The sequence below is a fragment of the Myxococcales bacterium genome (assembly GCA_016699535.1).
GTDB lineage: Bacteria > Myxococcota_A > Polyangia > Polyangiales.
The window spans coordinates 491,280-508,757 of sequence record CP064980.1; the positions used below are offsets into that span (position 1 = coordinate 491,280).

General features: G+C 51.0%; 16 protein-coding genes. 10 read left to right on the forward strand and 6 right to left on the reverse strand.

Translation table 11 applies throughout. From position 1 onward, the window contains the following. Genes IPJ88_02525 through IPJ88_02540 form a run of 4 tightly spaced genes read left to right on the forward strand, consistent with a single transcriptional unit; the run spans position 1 to position 4,352 of the window. Positions 1-714: an ABC transporter ATP-binding protein gene (locus IPJ88_02525; GenBank protein QQR90637.1), complete on the forward strand. Its 714-nt coding sequence runs from the start codon at positions 1-3 to the stop codon at positions 712-714. Further along, on the forward strand, positions 707-1,435 hold the full coding sequence (locus IPJ88_02530) for an ABC transporter permease subunit (protein ID QQR90638.1): 729 nt from the start codon (positions 707-709) through the stop codon (positions 1,433-1,435). Before IPJ88_02525 ends, IPJ88_02530 begins: the two co-directional genes overlap by 8 nt. Continuing rightward, on the forward strand, positions 1,435-3,309 hold the full coding sequence (locus tag IPJ88_02535; GenBank protein QQR90639.1) for a Gldg family protein: 1,875 nt from the start codon (positions 1,435-1,437) through the stop codon (positions 3,307-3,309). The genes IPJ88_02530 and IPJ88_02535 overlap by 1 nt, the downstream gene beginning before the upstream one ends. After that, on the forward strand, positions 3,306-4,352 hold the full coding sequence (locus IPJ88_02540; protein ID QQR90640.1) for a DUF4340 domain-containing protein: 1,047 nt from the start codon (positions 3,306-3,308) through the stop codon (positions 4,350-4,352). The genes IPJ88_02535 and IPJ88_02540 overlap by 4 nt, the downstream gene beginning before the upstream one ends. Positions 4,353-4,380: 28 nt before the next feature. Here the strand turns inward: IPJ88_02540 and IPJ88_02545 are convergent, their stop codons facing one another. After that, entirely contained in the window at positions 4,381-5,472 is a 1,092-nt protein-coding gene (locus IPJ88_02545) for a hypothetical protein (GenBank protein QQR90641.1), read from the reverse strand. A 102-nt stretch (positions 5,473-5,574) separates the two neighbouring features. On the opposite strand from IPJ88_02545, the gene IPJ88_02550 reads away from it, so the two are divergent. Beyond that, complete coding sequence (locus IPJ88_02550) at positions 5,575-6,444, forward strand: hypothetical protein (protein ID QQR90642.1); 870 nt, start codon at positions 5,575-5,577, stop codon at positions 6,442-6,444. After that, a complete protein-coding gene (locus tag IPJ88_02555; GenBank protein ID QQR90643.1) occupies positions 6,435-7,772 on the forward strand; it encodes a hypothetical protein in 1,338 nt (445 codons plus the stop codon). Before IPJ88_02550 ends, IPJ88_02555 begins: the two co-directional genes overlap by 10 nt. A gap of 32 nt (positions 7,773-7,804) precedes the next feature. Here the strand turns inward: IPJ88_02555 and IPJ88_02560 are convergent, their stop codons facing one another. Beyond that, on the reverse strand, positions 7,805-8,584 hold the full coding sequence (locus tag IPJ88_02560) for a hypothetical protein (protein ID QQR90644.1): 780 nt from the start codon (positions 8,582-8,584) through the stop codon (positions 7,805-7,807). A 75-nt stretch (positions 8,585-8,659) separates the two neighbouring features. After that, positions 8,660-9,283: a hypothetical protein gene (locus IPJ88_02565; protein QQR90645.1), complete on the reverse strand. Its 624-nt coding sequence runs from the start codon at positions 9,281-9,283 to the stop codon at positions 8,660-8,662. Between the two features lie 318 nt (positions 9,284-9,601). On the opposite strand from IPJ88_02565, the gene IPJ88_02570 reads away from it, so the two are divergent. Genes IPJ88_02570 through IPJ88_02580 form a run of 3 tightly spaced genes read left to right on the forward strand, consistent with a single transcriptional unit; the run spans position 9,602 to position 12,723 of the window. Continuing rightward, on the forward strand, positions 9,602-10,492 hold the full coding sequence (locus IPJ88_02570; GenBank protein QQR90646.1) for a hypothetical protein: 891 nt from the start codon (positions 9,602-9,604) through the stop codon (positions 10,490-10,492). A gap of 3 nt (positions 10,493-10,495) precedes the next feature. Then, complete coding sequence (gene pssA / locus IPJ88_02575) at positions 10,496-11,293, forward strand: CDP-diacylglycerol--serine O-phosphatidyltransferase (protein QQR90647.1); 798 nt, start codon at positions 10,496-10,498, stop codon at positions 11,291-11,293. Further along, a complete protein-coding gene (locus tag IPJ88_02580) occupies positions 11,290-12,723 on the forward strand; it encodes an FAD-binding protein (GenBank protein QQR90648.1) in 1,434 nt (477 codons plus the stop codon). Before pssA ends, IPJ88_02580 begins: the two co-directional genes overlap by 4 nt. 16 nt (positions 12,724-12,739) lie before the next feature. Here IPJ88_02580 and IPJ88_02585 read toward each other — a convergent pair whose 3' ends face one another. The 3 genes from IPJ88_02585 to pdhA are packed head-to-tail and all read right to left on the reverse strand — an operon-like array spanning position 12,740 to position 15,909. Continuing rightward, positions 12,740-14,002, reverse strand: coding sequence for a pyruvate dehydrogenase complex dihydrolipoamide acetyltransferase (locus IPJ88_02585; GenBank protein ID QQR90649.1), 1,263 nt, complete (start codon positions 14,000-14,002; stop codon positions 12,740-12,742). A gap of 3 nt (positions 14,003-14,005) precedes the next feature. Then, on the reverse strand, positions 14,006-15,055 hold the full coding sequence (locus tag IPJ88_02590; GenBank protein QQR91944.1) for a pyruvate dehydrogenase complex E1 component subunit beta: 1,050 nt from the start codon (positions 15,053-15,055) through the stop codon (positions 14,006-14,008). Next, on the reverse strand, positions 14,992-15,909 hold the full coding sequence (pdhA, locus tag IPJ88_02595) for a pyruvate dehydrogenase (acetyl-transferring) E1 component subunit alpha (GenBank protein QQR91943.1): 918 nt from the start codon (positions 15,907-15,909) through the stop codon (positions 14,992-14,994). The genes IPJ88_02590 and pdhA overlap by 64 nt, the downstream gene beginning before the upstream one ends. Before the next feature lie 459 nt (positions 15,910-16,368). Here pdhA and IPJ88_02600 point away from each other — a divergent pair, with 459 nt between their 5' ends. Then, positions 16,369-17,475: a GGDEF domain-containing protein gene (locus tag IPJ88_02600; protein QQR90650.1), complete on the forward strand. Its 1,107-nt coding sequence runs from the start codon at positions 16,369-16,371 to the stop codon at positions 17,473-17,475. The last annotated feature ends 3 nt before the right edge of the window (positions 17,476-17,478 follow it).

A 17,478-nucleotide genomic window follows, 5' to 3' on the forward strand; every position in this document is an offset into this window, starting at 1 on the left:
TTGCCGGAAACTCCACCACTGTATCCAGAAATGACGGTCAAAGAGTTTATTGATTTTGCAGGCCGCTTACGTGGGATGGACCGCGAGCAACTCGCTAGTCGCGTGCCGGAGGTACTGCGCCTGTGTGGCATCGAGTCGGTCAAAAACCAGGTCATTGGCACCTTATCCCATGGCTACAAACAACGTGTGGGTATTGCTCAAGCCATCGTGCATGACCCAGCCCTGTTGATTCTTGATGAACCAATCAAAGGCCTTGATCCAGTTCAGATCGTTGAGATGCGTGAAATGATTCGCAGCTTACGCGGTAAGCATACCATTTTGCTTAGTTCCCATATCCTGACGGAAATCGAAAAGACCTGTGATCGAATTTTGATGATTCACAAAGGCGCTCTTGCTGGCGAAGGCACGGAGGAAGAGCTCGCTAAGCGCTTTACTTCGGAGTTCCGTATGGAGCTTGAAATTGAAGGTACGGCCGAAGCTGCTAAAAATGCAATTGCTACTTTGCCAAACGTAAAGCAAAGCGAGATTGAATCGATTGAAGATCGTTTGCGAATTCGAGTGACCATCCCACATCATGATCGCGCCTTACTGAGCAAAGCCCTTGTTAACGCTGGCCTTGGCCTGACTGGCATGCACACTCTTTCAAGTGGCCTTGAAACAGCATTTGTGCAAATGAGCCAACAAGAGCAAAGCAAGGAGAGTGAACATGCATAACGCCATCTTGATTGCCCGCAGAGAACTCGGCGCCTATTTACGAACTCCTTCCGGCTACATCATCGCTGCAGTTGTCTTGCTGCTTGACGGGCTTTTCTTTACGACCATGGCCGTCGGCGATTCCCCCAAACTGTCTTCCGAAGTGCTAGAAACTTTCTTCTTTTGGGCAGGCGGACTCACTGGCGCAGCCGCGGTATTTCTGTCCATGCGCCTGTTTGCCGAAGAACAAGCCAGCGGCACGCAAATCCTTTTATTCACTTCACCCGTCAAAGAATCTGAGATTGTCATGGGTAAGTTTCTATCTGCTTTACTTTTCCTCACCGTAATCACATTGCTTTCGCTATATTTGCCTGCCCTTATCTTCGTTAACGGTAAGATTTCCATTGGGCACATTGCAGCAGGCTACCTTGGCATGCTGCTGCTTGGAGCAGCTTGCTTAGCTTTAGGCACCTTGGGGTCGGCTATCGCATCCAATCAGCTCGTTGCTCTTTTGCTCGGTGGCGTGCTCGTTTTTGTTTTTTCGGTGCTCTGCTGGCACATCGCACGCGTCACCGACCCTCCCCTTTCATCGATGATGTCCTACATGGCCCTTTATGTTAAACACTTCCATCCCTTTCGAAGAGGACTGCTTCAGCTAAGCAGCGTAGTTATCTATCTTTCAGTGATCTACTTCAGTCTCCTTGCTTCGATTCGCATCTTGCAAAGCAAAAGGTGGCAGTAATGCAGCAACATTCTACAACGGGCATGCCGCGTTTCCTTTCAACTTCACTACTCTTTGCTGGACTCATAAGCTTATTTATCGCGGAGCGCATTCTTAGTGAGGGCGGCGTACGTACTTTCTTTTTAGGTCTTTGCGCTGTTCTTCTCGTAGGTGGCCTGGCCCAACGCATCTTGCAATGGCGCAGCGAAAAAGACGCCAAACAAAAAGTCGAAGCCTATTTGCTCTTTAGCTCAGCGGGAATCGTTCTTTCCTTGCTACTTTACTTTGCTCGAAGTGATGCGGGTATCGAACTCTTTGGGTTGACGGGCGATAGCGCTGCGCATTTCAAAGGCGCCGTGACTGCATTTTGGCCCGCAGTGCTGTGCGTTAGCTTAAGCACTCATCTGTTTATTGAATTTGTCTATAGTCGCATGCCGATTAGCGAGGCCGTTGAGCTTCGCCGCGTTCACGGAGCTGCCAAGACTGGACTTACCTTGTCTTTGTCGTTAGTTTTTCTGTTTTCAGTTAACTACGTCGCATCACAGCGCGAATTTAAACGTGACTTGTCCTATTTCAAAACATCAAAGCCCAGTGAAGGCACGCTCTCCATGGTCAAAAGGCTCTCTGGAGACCCTGTTCGTGTTGTGCTTTTCTATCCCAAGGTGAGCGATGTCCTTGGCCAAATGACGCCGTATTTTGAAAGCATTGATAAAGCTTCAAGCAAAATCAGCGTTGAAATAAAAGACCATGCCCTCGCTCCAGAACTGGTCAAACAGCATCGGATTCGCGGCAACGGCATCGTGCTTTTGCTTCAAGGCGACGGAAAAAACGCTAAAGCTCAAAGCTTTGAAATTGGCGATGACTTGGAACTTGCCCGAGGCAAACTAAAAAAGCTTGATGAGCATTTTCAACAAAACCTTACGAAGCTAACTAGGCCCCCGCGCTCCTTGCATCTGAGCGTAGGCCATCGTGAATACTCGAGCGCTGGGCAAGACGGGGATGCTCCTGGACAGCGCACTCAAAACCTACAAACACTGCTCGGACGGTTTAACATTTCAACCAAAGAGCTTGGTTTAGCGCAAGGTCTTGCCCAAGAAGTTCCAGCGGATACGCGGGCCATTGCTATTTTAGGTCCGCGCGAAGCCTTCTTACCCGAAGAAGCGCAAGCGCTCGGCCGTTATGTCCAACATGGTGGAAGAGTCCTGGTGAATGTCGATCCAGACTCAGAGACTGGCCTAGAACCTTTCTTCTCTTTGCTGGGCATCAAGGTCGAGCAAGGCATCCTAAACAGTAAAAAGCAGCATATGCGTCGAAGCTTCACGCCCGCGGATCACGAAATCGTTTTCACCAACAACTACTCTTCGCATCCAACCGTAACCACAGCGAGTGGACATTCCCGAGAAGCCGCTACGGTGTTTTTACGCGGCGGCGCCTTATCACGACTTGAAGAAAAAGCGGATGCGATAAGCTTGAAACCATCGGTGATTTTCCCCATGCGTTCGGGGATCGACAGTTTTCTTGATCTGAACGACGATCACGAACAAAACGGCAATGAAAGCTCCAAGAGCTACAACATGATGGCCGCGATCACTGTAAACCAGCCCAAAGGTGAAGAAGGTCGTGTAGTCGTCATCGCCGACGGCGATTTCGCTACCGACCAATTGATTCGTGTTCCTGGCAACACCCTTGTCTTGGTCGACTCTCTTCGCTGGCTGATCGGCGAAGAAGAAATCGCAGCCAGTCTGACTTCAGAAGAAGATATTCCCATCGAACATACTCGTGATGAAGATAAAATTTGGTTTTATGCCACAGCCTTTGGATTGCCTTTGCCCTTGTTGGCGCTGGGCATTTGGATGGCACGGCGGCGCCGCAGGCGATCGGAGGCTCGATCATGAAAAGCGTATTGGTTCATGCCACCTTGGCAGTTATCGCTCTACTATGGGCTTATCAAACCTGGACCCATGAAGAAGAGAGTGAAGGCCCAGTCAGCGAAGTTGAAATCGTTGATTGCGACGATAGCGACTTGCAAGAGGTCTCTTTTACGAGCGAAAACACTTTTGCCAAACTCGATGTACGCGGCAAAGGCGATAAGAAGTTCTTGTGGATCCAAAGCAAGAACAAAACAAAGAATGCTCCCAATCAAATGCAGAGTTTTGTGGGCAATGAAGCTGCCGATGAATTTGTGAACGACATCACACCACTGCGCGCTATTCGTTCCCTTGGTACACTAAGCAAAAAAGAGCTCAAAGAGCTTGGGCTCAAAAACAGCAAAGACAAACTCACGCTTAAATGCGACGGCAAAACACACACACTGATGATCGGCGGAAGCACTTTCGGATCGGCTGATCGCTATGCGAAGTTTCCAAAAAAGAATACCGTGTTTTTGCTCAAAGCCGACCTCATTCGCCATCTCGAATCGGCCCAGACTCGACTTATGCAGCGCAATATGCAGCGCTTTAAGTTTGCAGACGTGGATGAAATTGTCGTGAAAGTTGATAACAAAACGCGCACCTTGCTTCACCGCGACAGGCGAGAGCCTGCGAAGGCCCAATGGGTCGATAAGGCCAACCCGACACAGCGCAATGAATTGTATGGCAACTGGTTAAAGAAGGTTGAAGCATTGCGTGCCCAACGCTATCTCGCGCCTAAACAATCCCCAAACGATCTGCTTAAGGACAAACAAGTCAAAGCTGAGCCTGCCTTGATTCTTGAATTCATCGCAGAAGGCAAAAGCATCGGACACTTTGAAATGCTGCAAGCGACAGCGGAGGTAGAAAGTTTTTACGGGAAAAGCGATGCAACTCGTTCCTGGGTTGAGTTAATTACATCTTCCGCTAAGCAAGTGACGGCCGATGCAAGGCCAGTGGTGGGTTTGGAAGCCATGCCGAGCCAAAGCAGCATACAGTCCATCCCCCAAAACCCACACGCTCATCCTTAACCTGCAGACTAAAATCTTTTAACTCGCTTCAATCCGCTTGCTCTATGCAGTAGATTCGCGCTTGTCTAGAGCAGGGGCTATTTGTCAGCGTACAGCTCACCGTCCACGCTGAGCTCGTCGCCGTGGCTTCGCCAAGTACGGCACTTTCGCTACCTGTTGAGGTCCATCCGTTGCAACTGAGACTCGATGAAAAACTCTGCCCCGTGGCGTCGGTGCCTGTCCAAGCAGATACTTTTCCGTCACACGAGGCCGAGCTTACGGATAGACTGGTGTTATTGTTTTCATCGGTATCGATGGCAGAACGAAGCTTGCCACTGATCAACTCAGACCAGCCAATGGCTATTTTGGTGCCATCAACCAGCTGGTAAGTCATTTCGCTGGTATTGAAGCGGGATGCAACAGAGTTATTGGGTGCGCTGAGCCAGGCTTTGTAGGTTCCACTTAGCCCAGCGTTGCCGGCCAGAGTCTGGCATAAGCCATCGGCACCGCTCAGCCCACCCATGTTGCCAGTGTACGCAACACTCGAGATAAACACCTTGCGAGGTGATCCGCATGTAGTGCCAGCAGCGAAGCATGCATCGGAGGCACCACACCAGACACAATCGTTAGCGCCGGCTTCGCAGTCCAGCACACTGGTAGCCTTCTTACAGTTTTCGCCAGAAAGATCGCAACTCGCTCCGCTATCCACACAGATTTGAGCAGTGCTGCACCAATCGCAAGCGCCCGTACAAGCACTGTCACTCGTTGCTGAACTGCAAACACAGTTGGCAGCATCGATGTTGCCACACGCACTATCGCGACCACAAAACTGACATCCAGGAGCCGAATCACACGCGCCGCCAGTTAGCGCATCGCAGCTGGCGCAACTACTGCCCGCTCCACCGCAACTCAGTTCTGAGGGACACCAACTGCATTGAAAATCTTGATCGCAAGCCGCTTTGTCGAGATAAGCCGCACACTGCTCGTTCAGTCCCGCATCGCAGCCCCCAAACAAACAAGAAGGATCCGTATCATTGACGACGCCACTATCCTCCTCTGTTGAGGAGCCTTTGGCACAAGCATTCAACAAAATAACTAAGAAAAAGGCGACGCAAAGCCTCGGGACCTTCGAATGACTCATGTGCATCTTCATGCGTTATCCTAGCATAATCCATGACAGGAAAAACTCGCCACTTTGGTCGACAAATGCCCTAATCGTAGTACAATAGACAGACTAAGCTGAATGCATCTTATTCTTATTATTGTGGTTTTTCTATCCGGTTTTGTAAGCGGATGTGGTGACACCGTCGTCGACCCCCGCGGTGGCGATAGTGGTGTTGGCTCAAAAGACTCAGGCTCGTCGACCGATCTCGATGCCGGGCTCATCATTGGCGGAGGCTGCGACGGCTTAGGTGAGCGCTACCAAGCGTGTGGGCAGTTTGGTGAATGCGTTGACACCAGCACCGATAACAACAACTGCGGCGGTTGCGGCGTGGTTTGCGGCGCCCACGAGCGTTGCGATTTTGCTCAGTGTGAGTGCGATAGTCTCGCTGGATTTCAAGTGTGCGGCGAGAGCTGCACCTCGATTAATAGCGACAGCGCAAACTGCGGCGGCTGCGGCCTTGCTTGCAACGAAGGCGAGAATTGCCAGCAAGGGAGCTGCGCGGTGGTTAAGGCTGGAGAAACGTGTGAGACTGCCATTCCTATCACGTTTACGCCGGTCCCTCCCCTAAATGAAGAAATAGTTGAGTTTTCTCTTGATGGCTATGGAAGCGGAAGCTACGGCTGTTCGGAGGACAGTGAAGTCGTATTCAAGTGGGTCAATACGGACGAAAATACTGGCAACCTACAGCATATCTTTTCGGTTGACGAAGGCGTAGCCGTTGGCGTCTTTCGCTTCGATCCAGATGCGTGTCCCGGTCCCAACTTGAAGTGTGAACGAGAAATCGTGCCAACGGAGGCAAAACTATGCAATCTCTGCCAAGACACGACCTATTTGATCACGGTGGGGAAGAGATCAGATAGCGGAGCATTGCCGGAAAAACTAGTACTGAAAAAAAGGACGGCCATACTGCTTGCGCCTGGTTGCAACGGCCAAGGAGAATGCCCCTGATGTCGTATGGTCCATCAAAAGCTTGCCGTACTTTTGTCATGCTCCTTTTGTGCTTTGCGAGCAGTTGTGGTGGCTCTAAAGAGAGCGGAGATGGCGGAGTTGTCATCACACCCAACATTGACGGAGGCTGTCCCGACAACCACTTGCTCTGTGGTGAGTTTTGCGTGGAGTGCCCGACGCAGAGTGGCGCCAACGCATTTAGCTGCAGCGATGATGGTCGCTGCGTAATAACTGGCTGCTCCAACGGCTACGCGTTTTGCGACAATGCTTGCTGCGCTTTTTTGGAAAACAAGGAAAAAGCTGCGGATACCAATGGCTTGGATACCTGGCCAGCGCAAGCCTCAGTTGATTTGGTAGTTGATCCAGACGATGTGCCCCATGTGATCTTTACCAAGGAAAAAGGCGCTGCGTTGAGCCATGTGTATAAGCCCGCAGACTGGGATATTGTGACCGCAGTGGGCACAGACAGCTTGGTAAGCCACGTCGTAAGCAGAGCGGATAGCCAAGGCCGTATTCATGTGGCCTATTTGGCAGGCGGCGAGATAAAATACGCCTTGCGTGACAGCGATGGCAACTGGAACGGGCCCGAACTTGTAGCAACTAGCAATGGTGGCCCTGGCTTGGACTTTGCGGGTGACGATACACCACGCATTGCTTACTACGATCCTGCCAACGGCGGCGAAGGTCATAGTTTAAGATTTGCCAGCAACACAGGTGGTTCTTGGTCGAGTTCTAAAATTACCGAAGGACTGTTGAGTCAAGCAGGGGCTTTTGTCGCGATGCGTTGGCAACGTGGCGACAGTAAAGGCCACATCGTGTATTTTGATTACACTCGCGGCAATAAGCATCAAGGCGAACTCAAATACATTATGCGCAATGGCGATAGCTGGGAAGCGCCTGAAACGATTGTAAGTTGGGAAGATGGAGTAAGCGCTGCCGATATTTCTTTTGATTTGTTTCTCGATAGTGAAAAAAAGCTGCACTTGATTTACAGCGATGTGTTCGCCAAGCATGTGGGACACGTAATCAAAGCCGAAAACGATGCGAGCTGGAGTTACCTAGTTATCGCCGAAAATAGCCACATCGATCCTGAAGTACGGCCTTTCATTGTTGTCGATAACGCTGGCATAGCCTATGCGCTGTATCGCACACCGTACGCTACAGGAACAACACAGTTCGGTGTGCTCGACCTTGGTGGTGTCTGGGGCACACAACCGCTTGTTTCTTCAAGTACCGTTGCTGCTGCTGCCTTGGCTCTCGATCAAGCAGGCGCACCCCATGTCGCTTACATTGACATTAACACCGATAGCTTGCGCTACGCCTATTGAATGAGTTTTTTTACGAGCGCTAGAGGATGCTCTTAGTCGGCGCAGGAGAAGGCACGCAGGTATAGATAATCGAGCTGAAAATCGGTGGTACCGGTTGTCGCAACGGCTGCTCCTGCCTCTGCAATGATACGAAAATAGATTGTCTCCGGAGGCATGTTTTTCCAAAAATCGGGGAGCTCAACCAAAGGTCCTGTAAAAAAGTACCAATCGTAGGCCTCGTTGGCTCCGACCATCGTCACAGGAGTGGGCGAGAGTTGGGATATAAAATCAAGCTCCATGCTATTTTCGTCCGTATTGTCTTGTATCGCCGCACTAAGCTGGGTGCGCACTGTCACGTTGTGGCTACCGCTGGTGTCTTCTGTTTTGACGATGCGCCGGCCTTCAAAACGTAGCGCCACGGTGTTTTCAGGCAAGCTAATGCTTTGATAGAAGCCTGTAAGATACCCATCACCTGCGAGTCGCATATGTGCATAATAGCTACCGTCAAATGGTGCGCTGTAGTAAGGCATGCCGACGCTGGCCGACAGATCCGCGATAGCGCTGCCTGAAGCTGTGTTCTTTTCCCATACCGTCCAGTTAGCCGCTTCAGCTTCGAAGCCTGAGTTTGTCAGAAGATTGCTGGACAGTTCCGTGTAGTTGCTGCAACTTGTACTGGGCGTGTCGCTGTCAGACGATAGACTGCCATCGGAAAGAGGAAAATCCGGCGTATCAAAGAATATAACATCTGCTCCAGCATCGCTGGCTTTATCGGAACCTGAACAAGCCCAAAGCAGCACAAGAAGCAGCCTAGAAATAAATCCTCGGGTCTTCATAGTGTGTTGTACTCCTTCATAGTCATGGGTTACACGACGAGTCGCTTGGACATACTTCGCAAAGGTCTGTGCCTTCTACTCGACATGCATTTGCACAATAGTAATAGGCACAACGGTCGTCGCTTTCGCAAGCCTGGAAGTTATGGTTGTTGCAAAGGCTGCACACATCGTATGCGCTACCGATGCTCCCCGCGATAGCGCATTGATAAAACCGAGAATCTGTCGGACATTCATAGTAAGCACAAGCAAAGTCCGTCGCTTCGCCGTCACATTGTTCCTGCGTAAAGTAAGGATTGCAAAGACACATTTGTTGGTGAAAGGCGAGCAATTTTGATTTTCGTTAGTACATCCACCGCAGTTTATCGTTTCGGTCGCACTGGTTCCCGGAAGGCAAGCTCCGAAGATTTCACCACAACGACCTTCGCACTCATTGCCACTTTCGGGACACTCGCACTGGCCGCTTACACAAATCATGCTGCTATCTTCACAGGCACCGCACGAGATGTCTTTGCAGCCATCGAAAATCTTACCGCATACCGCGCCTTGCTCTTCACAAGTAGTCGTCGGATCACATGCTTTAATCGGAGGTCCCTGATCTTGTAAAATATCAGCGTCTCCGGTGTCTTCTGAGCCTGAGCCACCACAGGAGGCTCCCAAAGTTACTATCAAGGCAAGAAAAGTATTTCTAAAATTAAGCACGGTATCGACAGACTAGCACTATAACTATAGGACGCGATTCAAAGCCGGTCAAACGTCGATTGACCCTAAAGCCATGCGATTTGTGTGATAAAGGTAAGTGAATTCCTACTGTTACTTTCAGCTAGCGCACTCGGTATGGTCGACGAGAAACGCACTCACCGATACATCATCAGCTCCGGGACTGGCCTATCCGAAACAGCATGCAATCCAGCTCTCAAAACCCACACACTGATCCCTAGAAGATAAAACAGACTTAGCGTCCAGACAAAGTTGGCATGATCGTAGTAATTTCATGCCAATTTTGGCATCATCCGCCAGATGGTCACGCCAGATTTAGCCTACGGCACTCCACGCAAGCTACCTAAGCCTAAAAGTTTAGATGGTAGCGTTGTGGTGCTCGATATTGCCTTTGCCACCGAGGTAGGCGGCGCCAGCTTTAACAAAGTCACGCGTCCCTTCATTGAAGGACTCGGTGACCGCTTGCTGCTCTGGGTCGATCATCACGATCACGATTTACATGTTCAGTACGAAGAAAATCCGCGCTTTTTCCTGCGAAGTAAAGCTCAACACGGCGCTTGTCCTGAAATGATTACCGAGGAGCTCGTCGAGCAGTATGGTCAACCCGATACCATCTGTTGCCACGTTGATTTTGATGGTTTGTGCGCCGCCGCCAAATGGATTCGTGGAGGAAAAGAGCCTTACGCAGGAGCCGATCACGATGCATGGGCCATCGACACGCGTTTAGGCAAAGCAAGCGAGCAAGGGATGCTGCTCGATCGCGCACTTCGTGCTCATCCACGCGACAATTCTCTCAAAGACGTCATTGTGGATTATCTTGTTCATGGTGCTGAGGACAGGGTAAGTTTTCGAACGATCGAAGAGGCCGCAACCGACCTTGCTGCCATGGAAAAGCAATCGGAAGCTTTGGCTCAGCGCTACCAAATTAGCGGTGAGGTGGCTGTGGTCGACACAACGCAAAGCAACCTTCCTTACGACAAGACCTGGCTGCTTTTACTTGGACAGCAAAAAGCCGCTATTTCGATCGTCTACGATGCTCATACTGTCACAGCCGCTGCGCGTTTTGACAGTGGTATTAATCTGCTACGTTTACTAGGCTTATCCGGTGGTATGCCCACTCGAGTTAGCGTATCAAGGCAGCAGCTTCAAGATGTCCTTGATGCGCTGGATCCGTATCGCAAAAAAGTTTAAATCATGCGTTTTCAGCTTCGCAAAAGTCTTTTTCTCGTCCCAAACTTAATTACGCTTTCAAGCGTATTTTGCGGTTTCTACGCGTCAATCATCGTGGCCGAGGCAAACAACTCCGATGACTTTTATCGCTCAACTGTATTCATCGTGCTTGCGATGTTTCTTGATACCCTCGATGGACGCGTGGCAAGGCTCACACGGACACAAAGTAGCCTAGGTGTTCAGCTTGACTCGTTGGCCGATGTCATCTCCTTTGGACTGGCGCCTTCGTTACTTGTGTACCGATGGTCCCTTCACCAACTTGCAGGCCTCGGAGTGTTCGTAAGCTTTTGTTTTCTAGCTGCTGGTGTATTGCGCCTGGCTCGCTTTAACGTCCTAGCCGTTAGCCCAGTTGGTGCACCGAATAAACCCAAAGCCTACACCCTAGGGCTTCCCATACCTGCGGCAGCCGGGATCTTAGTTTCTCTGGTTGCTGCAAACCACGCACTGGATCTTCCCTTTCCCGGCTCACCCGTCTTCGTCATGGTGCTCGTCCTGGCTCTATCGTTTTTCATGGTAAGCACGCTGCGTTTTAGGTCTTTCAAAGATCTGAAACTGAACGCGCAGAGCGTTGCCCTCGTACTCTTTGCCATCATCCCAGGAATTTTGCTTGCCCTACGCTATCACATCAGTGTCACATTGATATGGCTCCTCGGGGCCTATATGGCACTGGGAGTAGGCGAGAGTTTTTTGCGCTTGCTTAGTCGTTTGCTTGACGCTAAATCCAAAAACAAAGAGTACAACGACCACCCGTCAACACCATGACTCTGTCTGCGCTAAATAAAAACATGGATGCCGCTCTTATTGAACTCGGCAAAAAATTAAAATCGGATCAGATCATCACTGATAGCGACGTACTTGAAAGCTATGCGATTGATACCAGCGAAGCGGAACCTCATCAACCCGATGCTGTCCTGCGAGCTCGCTCTGCTCAAGACATTGCTGAAACCTTACGTATCGCCAATCACTATCGCATCCCGGTCACTCCTCGTGCAGCTGGCACGGGACGTACCGGTGGCGCAGTGCCACTAGCCGGAGGCATCGTGCTCAGTGTCGAGCACATGCAGAAGATCAAGGAAATCGATAGAGATAACTTTATTTGCGTGGCGGAACCTGGTGTGATCACTGGAGAATTGCAACGTAGCGTTGAGAACGAAGCTCTTTTTTATCCGCCCGATCCAAACTCGCTTGATTCCTGCATGCTCGGTGGAAACATTGCAGAAAATGCCGGCGGCCCCCGCGCCTTCAAGTATGGCGTCACTCGCGACTACGTCCTTGGCATGCAAGTAGTCACCGCAGCAGGGGAAATACTTTCTTTAGGTAAACGCACTCTAAAAGGCGTGACCGGATATGATTTAACCGCCTTGCTCGTAGGCAGCGAGGGCACACTTGGCGTTATTACTGAAGCAACCTTCAAGCTTTTAGCCCTACCCGAAAAAATCGTAACACTGGCGGTGTTCTTCAAAGACAATAGCTCGGCTCTCGACTCAGTGACAGCCATGGGACGCGCTGGGATCATTTCACGCTGCTATGAATTTTTAGATCAAGAGACCTTGGACGTACTGCGTCCCAAAGCCGCGCTGGACATTCCCAAATCTGCCCAAGCCATGATCATTATGGAACTCGATGGCTCAGAGCAGCAAGTTGACCGCGATCTTGAAAAAAGCGCGGCAGTCTTAGAAACATGCGGTGCCATAGAGGTCCTTGTCGCGAAAAACAACCAAGAACGCAGTCGTTTGTGGGGTGCTCGGCGAGAAATGTCGCATGCCTTACGCGAGAGAGCTGCTTTTAAATTAGCAGAAGATGTTGTGGTTCCGCGAGATAAACTAAGAGACCTCGTTGATTACGGAAGAGAGCTCAGTGAACGATTTAAGATTCGTACCGCAAGCTACGGTCATGCGGGCGATGGTAATCTGCACATGAACTTTTTGTGGGATGATCCTGCGGAGCGACCGACAGTGGAAAAAGCCATTAAGGCCCTCTTTGAAAAAGTCGTTGCACTTCGTGGCACCCTTACCGGCGAGCACGGCGTCGGGATTCTCAAAGCTCCTTATCTAGGCCTCGAGCAAAGCGAAACGCTCATAGACTACCAAAAACGCATCAAAAAACTCTTTGACCCCAATGGTATTCTCAACCCAGGCAAGATCTTTCCCTCCGAAGCCAAAGCTTTCGGGCACAGCCACCTATTGTGCTAGCCACACTCAAGACACACTAAACAAAAAGCGCGAGTGGCTGCTCAAGGTAGTAACGTAAAGCAGCAAGGAACTCTGCCCCTACAGCGCCATCGACGACACGGTGATCGCAGGACAAAGTCATACGCATGCGTCGTCCAATAAGAAGTTGTCCATCGCGGGCAATCGGCTCTTGCCTTACGGCACCTACGGCCAAGATTGCACCCTCAGGCGGATTGATCACCGCTGAAAAACTTTCGATACCATACATGCCGAGGTTGGAAATCGAGAAGGTGCCATCTTGCATCTCTTCAGGCTTGAGCTTTTTGTCTTTAGCGCGCTTTGCAAGCTCGCGGACTTCATTCGCTATCACGGCGAGGGGCTTGGTGTCTGCCGAGCGAATGACTGGTGTGACTAGGCCATCGAGCACAGCTACGGCCACCGAGATGTCCACTCGATTGTGATAGTGAATGCTATCACCCATAAACGAAGCATTGGCCGCAGGGACTTTACGCAAGGCTTTAGCCGAGGCTTTGATAATGATGTCGTTGACCGAAACTTTTTGACCACGTTCTTCAAGCTCTGTGTTGATTTGTTGACGAGCTGCCCACAGCGCATCGGAATCAACGTCGATCGTCAGGTAAAAATGTGGGATTTCTTGTTTTGATTGCGTAAGCCTGCGGGCAATGGTCTTTCGCATTTGCGAAAGCGGGACCACTTTGGGTGGACCAGAAATGATTTGATAGCCAGCGCCTCCGGATACGCCTTGAAGATCGCGCTTGATAATGCGGCCACCAGGACCTGTGCCTGCTACACCATGTAGATTGATGCCTTGCTCATTGGCAAGCTTGCGCACCAGAGGAGATGCCTTAATGCGACCACTGGACGTCACCGAAGACGAAGGAGCCGCTGCCTGAGAGACAGAAGAAGTGCTTGGAGCTGAACTTTGATTCTGTGCTTCGCTTTTATCCGCCGCTTTACTCTGAGAACCGCTTGCTTCTGATGCAGCACCGCTTGAGGGTTGATGCTTCTTAGCTTCCTCAATTAACTTCGTAATGTCATCGCTTTTATCGCCAATGATAGCGACGGGTTCATCGGGACTGAGCACCGCGCCCTCGGGGGCAAGCTGCTTCAGCAGCACACCCTTATCAAAAGAGCGAAACTCCATGGTCGCTTTGTCGGTTTCAACTTCAGCAAGCAAGTCGTCGGTGTCAACGGCTTCGCCTTCTTGTTTGACCCAGCGCACTAAAGTGCCCTCGTCCATGGTGGGAGAAAGTTTTGGGAGTCCAATAATTTTTGCCATAGCTTATGCTTTGTACGTGACTTTGTGGGCTGCCTCGATGATGCGATCGACATCGGGAAGCACTAGGTTTTCAAGGTTGGTGGCGTAGGGCATGGGAAGATCCAAGGAAGCAACGCGCAACACTGGAGCATCCAAATCATCAAAGGCTTCACGCTGCACACGATCAACGATTTCTGCGCCTGGACCCGCATAGGGCCAGTGCTCGTGCACAACAATGCATCGGTTTGTTTTTCTCACGCTCTCGACAATGCTCTCATGGTCAAGAGGCCTCAAGGTGCGTGGGTCGATGACCTCGCACTCAATACCTTCTTCAGCAAGCTTATCCGCCGCCTGCATCACTTCGTAGTAAGGACGTCCCCAGGTCACGATTGTGAGGTCCGAGCCTTCGCGAGCAATGCGTGCTTTACCAAAAGGAATAAGCACCTCTTCTTCAGGAACTTCGCCTTTGACGCCGTACAGTGTTTCACCTTCGAGAAACACCACCGGGTTATTGTCGCGAATGGCGGTTTTCATCAGCCCCTTCGCATCCGCGGGAGTCGATGGTGCGCACACCCAAAGCCCTGGCACGTTGGCATAAAAGGGCTCACATGCATGGCTATGTTGCGAGGAAACCTGGCGTGCAGCACCGTTTGGACCACGAAACACAATGGGTACCTTGATAGCACCAGCACTCATTTGATAAATTTTCGCGGCGTTTTGCACAATTTGATCAAAGGCAACAAACGCAAAGTTCCAAGTCATGAACTCGATAATAGGTCTTAGGCCCGTCATGGCCGCGCCAACACCAATGCCAGCAAAGCCTGCTTCAGCAATCGGCGTATCAATGATGCGCGTATCACCAAACTTGTCCAGCATGCCTTCGGTGACTTTGTAAGCACCTTGGTAATGTCCTACTTCTTCCCCCATAAGGACGATGGAATCATCACGCTCCATTTCTTCGATCATGGCTTCGCGGAGGGCTTCTCTGTAACGTAAAGTTTTCATAGCGACTACGGGGCGTAAATACTGTTGTACATGGTTTCGGTTTTTGCTGGCTCGCTTTGCTCGGCGAATTGCACTGCGTCCATCACTTCGTCTTCAACGCTTTTTTCAAGCGCTTTGATTTCATTTTCCGCGACGCCAACTTTGAGCAAACGCTCGCGATACAAATGCACTGAATCGTGCTTCTTCCGTTCTTCAAGCTCTTCGCGGCTGCGATACTTGCCTGGATCGCTCATCGAATGACCGCGAAAACGATAGGTCATGATCTCGATCAAGGTGGGACCGCCGCCTTCACGCGCCCTGGCAGCAGCAGCAGCAATTCGTGTCTGAACTTCTTCAACATCGCCACCCTCAAAACGATCGTGAGCCATGCCGTAGCCAGCTGCTTTTGAGGTGATGGTATCGGACGGTGAGGTGCGATGAAAAGGCGTGCCCATCGCGTAGGTGTTGTTTTCACAAATCAGCACCAACGGGAGCTTCCAAAGCCCCGCAAGGCTCGCTCCTTCATGGAAACCACCGATGTTGGTCGCGCCTTCACCAAAGAAACAAACCGCCACGCGATCTTCTTTGCGGTATTTTGCTTTGAACGCTGCACCCGCGGCAACAGCAACATGGCCACCGACAACACCATAGCCACCAAGAAAATTATTCTCGACGTCGAAAAAGTGCATCGAACCACCAAGGCCACGACTGCAACCTGTGTCTTTGCCATAGAGTTCCGCCATCGCAGCACGAGCTGTCATTCCGCGAGCGATTGCTGTTCCATGATCACGATAGGTTTGAAAAACATAGTCGTCTTTATGCAAGGCCGCATCGGCTCCAACGGCAATGGCTTCTTGTCCGATGTACAGATGCAAGAAGCCACCTATTTTGCCTTGGGCATAAGCACGTGCAGCCTCTTCCTCAAAGCGACGAATGAGAAGCATCTTCCGATAAAGTTCGGCCTTTTCAGCGTGTTTTTTACTCAATTTGTCCTTCTTTTCGTCAAGGGACTGCCTCAGCTTGGCGAACCGAGTCAGCGAAGCTGATATTTTCCCGAGGAAGATGAAGTTTTTGCAACAAGAGCAAGTACTCTCGTGAAAAAACTGACGCTGTCATCGGGGAAATACCGCGAGCTGGCGACGGGAGCCAAGCTGAGGCAGTCCCTTCAAGAGCCGGGAGACTATCACCCCTGAATCAGCATGGCAAAGCGTACTTTGGCCAAATTATCATCTACTCAAGACCGCCTATTTGCAGGGGCATTTTACGAGGCCTTAACTTGGGACGCCATCGCCCATCACCGCCTTTCACTCCGAAGGGCCTATGGCACAGCAACCTACCTCTAACTCCCTGTTTTTACCCAGTTTCTGGCCTATCTCTCGGATCGCTTCTACTATTGGAGGTCTATGGCTTCTTATGCGTTGTCCGATGACAAGCTGCGTCCATTCTTACGTCGCAAGCGACGGAGCAACAGTGTGGTCACCCCGCCGCCGATGGGGGCTTTTTTGGCAGACACATTGGGCATGGCCACGCGCCTGGTTCCCAGCCATGGCGCGTTTCTATTAATGGATGATCCTAAACTGAGGCGCCGCACGGATGGCTCGCCTCTGAGCGTAGTCGCGGTCGTGGGCAATATTGCGCCCGATGTCCTTGGCAGCACACTGAGCCAAAAGCGGGGTATTGAGGGCGAAGTCTATAGAAAAGGCGTGATTATCGCGCGCTCCGATCATCAGACGATGAAAAAGCTTCGCGCTCAAATGGACGGCATCGCAGATATCAGCGGAAAATCACTCGTGGCTTACCCGGTACGTTTGGAAAGTGCGATTTGTGGTGTTCTCGTTCTGGTGCAACGCAAAAGTAAAAAAGCATTCTCCGAACGCGACATGCAACTCGTTGAGCTTTTTTCGGGTTATATTTCCCGAGCCATTCTCAACGCTGTTGATATTCTCAAACAAAACGAACTTGCTCTTTATGATCCTTTAACCGGCATTCTCAATGTCCGTAGCCTCGGTGCACGCTTGGAGATGGACATCAAAACCGCTCAAGCTACGAATGGTGATGTCGCCGTCTTATTTGCAGATTTGGATCGGCTGAAGCGACTCAACGACCGTATGGGACATCCTTACGGAAGCGAAGCCATTCGCCGAACGGCAAATGCACTGCAAGATACGCTCAGTGATCGCGGCACGGTTTTTCGCTTTGGTGGTGATGAGTTTGTAGCAATCTGTCCTGGCCTATCCATGAAACAAGCCGAGGGCGTCTCGCGTGAGCTGTTGGACGCCATCAAAACTCAAGTTGCAGGCCCCACCCCCGAAGGATCAAACCTTCCTAAAATGACAATTTCCATCGGCATTGCGACTTTACGCAGCTGTCTTAGAGAGACACGACACGATAAAGACCTCCAACCCTCTCCTGCATCACGGCTCATTACCGTTGCTGACCGCGCTCTGTATCGCGCCAAACGCGCCGGCCGCGCCCGCGCCTCTCGCGGCACTAAGCGTGATGATCGCTAACCA